Consider the following 4,291-nt stretch of genomic DNA (forward strand, 5'->3'; position numbering starts at 1 on the left):
GTCCGAGAGCGGCGCGCCCGAGGCCGCCAGGCCCTCCGGTCCCAGGACCGCGAGGACGGCCGCGGCGACCGCCGCGTACACCGCGAGCGCGATGCCGAGCGCCAGCGGAACCGCGCGCGGGATCGTGCGCGCCGGGTCCCGCACCTCCTCGCCGAGCGTGGCGATCCGCGCGTACCCGGCGAAGGCGAAGAAGAGCAGCCCGGCCGCCTGGAGCACCCCGCCGGCCGTGGCGTCCGCGCCGACGGCCAGTCGCCCGGCGTCCCCGGCCCCGAAGGACACCGCCGCCACCGCGGCCAGAACCGCCAGCACCAGCGCCACGATCACCCGTGTGACCAGCGCCGACTTCTGCACGCCGGTGTAGTTCAGGGCGGTCAGTGCGACCACCGCGGCGACCGCGACCGCGTGCGCCTGGTCCGGCCACGCGTACGCCCCGACCGTCAGCGCCATCGCCGCGCAGGAGGCCGTCTTGCCGACGACGAACGCCCAGCCCGCCAGGTACCCCCAGAACGGCCCGAGGCGTTCGCGGCCGTACACGTACGTGCCGCCCGAGGCGGGGTACAGCGCCGCGAGCCGGGCCGACGCCATCGCGTTGCAGTACGCGACGAGCCCGGCGACGCCCAGCGCGGGGAGCAGCGCGGAGCCCGACGCCCCGGCCGCCGGCCCGAGCGCCACGAAGATCCCCGCCCCGACCATGGAGCCGAGCCCGATCACGACCGCGTCGAAGACCCCGAGCGTGCGCCGCAGTTCCTGTGCCATGCGCCGCAGGTTACGGGGGGTGTCGGGGATCGCGGTACGGGCCCTCGGCGCAACCGCGACCGCCGCCCGGGCGTCTTTCCCGGCATGAGTATCGTCAGCTGGATCGTCCTGGGCCTGCTCGCCGGCGTCGTCGCCAAGATCCTGCTGCCCGGCCGGGACCCGGGCGGCCTCATCGGCACCACCGTCATCGGGATCGTCGGCGCGTTCATCGGCGGCTGGCTCTCCGCCCGCTTCCTGGACCGCCCGATCAGCGCGGACTTCTACGACGGCGCGACCTGGCTGTCCGCGATAGGCGGCTCGCTGGTGCTGCTGATCGCGTACCGCATCTTCTTCGGCCACTCACGCGAGCGTTAGGGCAGCCCCGTCTCGCGCAGCGTGATGTTCAGCCGCCCTGCGAGCCCCAGGTCCGGGGGAGCGGTCCCGGCCAGCACCTTGGGCACCCCGTGGTACGCGAACCGCGAGGCCCCGCCGAAGACGAACAGATCGCCGGAGGCCAACTCCACGTCGGTGTACGGCTTTCCCCGCGTCTCGGTGTTCCCGAACCGGAACACGCACCGGTCGCCCAGGCTCAGCGACACCACCGGCGCACCGGATCGCTCGTCCTTGTCCTGGTGCAGGCCCATCTTCGCGCCGGCGCCCGCGTCGTAGTAGTTCACGAACGCGGTGTCGGGCGCGTAGCCGCCGTCGTCGCCGTACGCCTCGGCGACCGCCGCCCGGCCCAAGTCGGCCAGCCAGGAGGGCAGTTCGACGGCGACGTCGTCGACGTACCGGTACGGCACCCAGCGCCGCCCGAGCCCGAGCGACTGTACGGACATCACGCCGCCGCCCGGCAGCACGATGTGCCGGTACGGCACGGGCCCGCGCCCCCACTCCCGGCAGGCGGCCACCAACTCCCGCTGCCGGGCGGCAGAGAGCCACCCGGGGACGTGCACGGCCCCCGGGGCGACGACGGCCCGCTGACGCGGAAACAGCGTGTCCACGGGCTCCTCCTCACCCCACCAGCGCGCCCTCGAGCCCGAGCAGCCGCTCCTTGCGCTCGAGCCCTGCCGCGTACCCGCGCAGGGCCCCGTCCGCCCCGATCACCCGGTGGCAGGGCCGCACCACGAGCAGCGGATTGCGCCCGATCGCGGTGCCCACGGCCCGTACGGCGGCCCCGGAGGAGCCGACCTGCCGGGCGATGTCGCCGTACGTGACGGTGGTCCCGAACGGAATCTCCTCCAGCGCCTTCCAGACGCGCCGCTGGAACTCCGTACCGCTCTCCTCGAACGGCACGTCGAACCGCTCCCGGCGCCCGGCGAAGTACTCGCCGAGCTGCCCGGCGATCTCCGCGAACGCCTCCGGCGCGAGCCGCCACCCGTCCCGGACGGCGACGGCCCCCTTCTGCTCCGGCAGCGACAGCGAGGCCAAGGCGGTCCGCCCGTCGTCAAGACCCCGCCCGACGAGCAGCATCCGCCCGAGCGCCCCGTCGACGTACGCATACAAGACGTCCATGGAAATCCTCTCCTCGCACCGGGCTCCGGTCCCCAGTGTGCGAGCGCGTCGGGCAGACGGCTGGCGGTTTTCAGACGCGGACCAGGTCGGCCTACCGGTAGTTCACGAACTGCAGGGCGAAGTCGAAGTCCTTGCCCTTGAGCAGCGCCTGTACGGCCTGCAGGTCGTCCCGGCTCTTGGAGCTGACCCGCAGCTCGTCGCCCTGCACCTGCGCCTTGACGCCCTTGGGGCCCTCGTCGCGGATGACCTTGGAGACCTTCTTGGCGTTCTCCTGGGAGATGCCCTCCTCGATGGAGGCGAAGAGCTTGTACTCCTTGCCGGACAGCTGCGGCTCGCCCTCGACGTCGAGCGACTTCAGGGAGATCCCCCGCTTGATCAGCTTGGTCTGGAAGATGTCGAGGATCGCGTTGACCCGCTCCTCGCCGTTCGCCTGCATGAGGATCTTCTCGCCCGACCAGGAGATCGAGGCGTTGGTGCCCTTGAAGTCGTAGCGCTGCGAGATCTCCTTCGCGGCCTGGTTGAGGGCGTTGTCGACCTCCTGCCGCTCGACCTTCGAGACGATGTCGAAACTGGAGTCGGCCATGACGTGTGGCTCCTTGCGTCGAATGCCTTCGCGCGTGCGCGGGGTACGTGTGGTTACCCCCAAAGCCTAGCCACCCACCCCCGCCCGATCCGCTGATCAATCCGGTGGCGAACCACCCCCGAGGATCGGGTATCGTTTACGTCGTTGCCGCAGAGCGCCGCTGAAAAGCGGAAAAACCGGCAGCTCCCATGGCGGTGTGCCCGAGTGGCCAATGGGAACGGACTGTAAATCCGTCGGCTCTGCCTACCCAGGTTCGAATCCTGGCGCCGCCACGTGGTGGAACGGCCCCTGATCAGCGGAAACGCGATCAGGGGCCGTTCTGCGTGGGTGGGGCAGGAGCAGCGACCGTCTCGTACGGTCCGTCAGTTCCCCGCCACGTCCCGCACCGCCACCCCCACCGGTACGGAGCCCGAGACGAGTTCGAGGGTCAGGCCGGCCGTGGCGGGGGTTTCCAGGAGTTCGGCGAGGACGGCGGCCACGTCGTCGCGGGGGATGGGGCCTCGGCCGGTGTGGGCGGCCAGGCGGACCTGGCCGGTGCCGGCGTCGTCGGTGAGGAGGCCGGGGCGGAGGATGGTCCAGTCGAGGTTGGGGCGGGAGCGGATGTAGGCGTCCGCGGCGCCCTTCGCGCGCTGGTAGACGTCGAAGACCTCGTTGCCCTTGCGGTCGGGGTCCGCGCCCATGGACGAGACGACGATGTACCGGCGCACGCCCGCGCGTTCCGCCGCGTCCGCGAACAGGACCGCCGCCGCCCGGTCCACCGAGTCCTTGCGGGCCGAGCCGCTGCCCGGGCCCGCGCCGGCCGCGAAGACCGCCGCGTCGGCGTTCTGCAGGGCCGCCGCGGCCATCTCCACCGACGCCGACTCCAGGTCCATGACGACCGGTTCGGCGCCCGCCGCGCGCAGCGCGTCCGCCTGTTCCGCCTTGCGGATGACGCCCGCGACCTCGTGTCCGCCCGCCGAGAGCAGTCGCTCCAGGCGCAGCGCGATCTGACCGTGTCCACCTGCGATGACAATGCGCATACTCACGACCGTACGTCGCCGCCGGCCGGAGGGCTTCCCGTGTCCGGCCGGCTCTGCCGCGGCAGGTCGAGCGCCGCCGCCGAGTCGCAGTACTCGCGCACCGCGCTGGTCCGGGCCACCACCCGCCCGCGGTGGATCACGATCCTGCTGTACGCGAGCGACAGCACGCCCGACAACCGGTCCCCGCGCACCGCGAGCAGCTCCGCCGGGAACCCGGCCTCGACCCGCACCGCCGGCAGCCCCATCGCCGCCCGGGCCGCCGAGCTCACCGCCCCGTACGCGTCCTGGGGCCGCAGTCCGCCCTGCGAGGCCAGCAGGAACGCCGGCTCCAGCGGGTCGCCGCGCCCGACCGGGTTCGACACGTCCCTCAGCGCCCCGCCGCCCGCCGCGAGCCGCACCCCGGCCGCGCGCAGCAGCCTGGCCGGCGCCGCGCCCCGGGACT

6 protein-coding genes, 1 tRNA gene and 1 pseudogene are annotated in these 4,291 nt (G+C 73.0%); 2 read left to right on the forward strand and 6 right to left on the reverse strand.

From position 1 onward, the window contains the following. Positions 1–756, reverse strand: a 756-nt coding sequence (locus VIU94_RS22340; protein ID WP_331913631.1) for an APC family permease, incomplete at its 3' end; no start/stop codon positions are given. A gap of 84 nt (positions 757–840) precedes the next feature. Between VIU94_RS22340 and VIU94_RS22345 the strand changes: the two genes are divergently transcribed. Beyond that, positions 841–1,110, forward strand: a complete 270-nt coding sequence (locus VIU94_RS22345; RefSeq protein ID WP_331913632.1) for a GlsB/YeaQ/YmgE family stress response membrane protein — start codon at positions 841–843, stop codon at positions 1,108–1,110. Here VIU94_RS22345 and VIU94_RS22350 read toward each other — a convergent pair. The 3 genes from VIU94_RS22350 to VIU94_RS22360 form a co-directional block, all read right to left on the reverse strand. Then, on the reverse strand, positions 1,107–1,736 hold the full coding sequence (locus tag VIU94_RS22350; protein WP_331913633.1) for an alpha-ketoglutarate-dependent dioxygenase AlkB family protein: 630 nt from the start codon (positions 1,734–1,736) through the stop codon (positions 1,107–1,109). The genes VIU94_RS22345 and VIU94_RS22350 overlap by 4 nt on opposite strands. A 10-nt stretch (positions 1,737–1,746) precedes the next feature. After that, complete coding sequence (locus VIU94_RS22355) at positions 1,747–2,247, reverse strand: methylated-DNA--[protein]-cysteine S-methyltransferase (protein WP_331913634.1); 501 nt, start codon at positions 2,245–2,247, stop codon at positions 1,747–1,749. A 91-nt stretch (positions 2,248–2,338) separates the two neighbouring features. Next, entirely contained in the window at positions 2,339–2,830 is a 492-nt protein-coding gene (locus tag VIU94_RS22360) for a YajQ family cyclic di-GMP-binding protein (protein WP_331913635.1), read from the reverse strand. A gap of 190 nt (positions 2,831–3,020) precedes the next feature. On the opposite strand from VIU94_RS22360, the gene VIU94_RS22365 reads away from it, so the two are divergent. Next, positions 3,021–3,102, forward strand: a tRNA-Tyr gene (locus tag VIU94_RS22365). Between the two features lie 90 nt (positions 3,103–3,192). Here VIU94_RS22365 and VIU94_RS22370 read toward each other — a convergent pair. After that, the gene (locus VIU94_RS22370; RefSeq protein ID WP_331913636.1) at positions 3,193–3,849 is read right to left on the reverse strand and encodes an NAD(P)H-binding protein; all 657 of its coding nucleotides are present in this window, start codon (positions 3,847–3,849) and stop codon (positions 3,193–3,195) included. 2 nt (positions 3,850–3,851) lie between these two features. After that, a pseudogene (locus tag VIU94_RS22375) lies at positions 3,852–4,291 on the reverse strand (hydrolase); the annotation flags it as partial.

The sequence above is a fragment of the Streptomyces sp. genome, assembly GCF_036566765.1.
GTDB lineage: Bacteria > Actinomycetota > Actinomycetes > Streptomycetales > Streptomycetaceae > Streptomyces.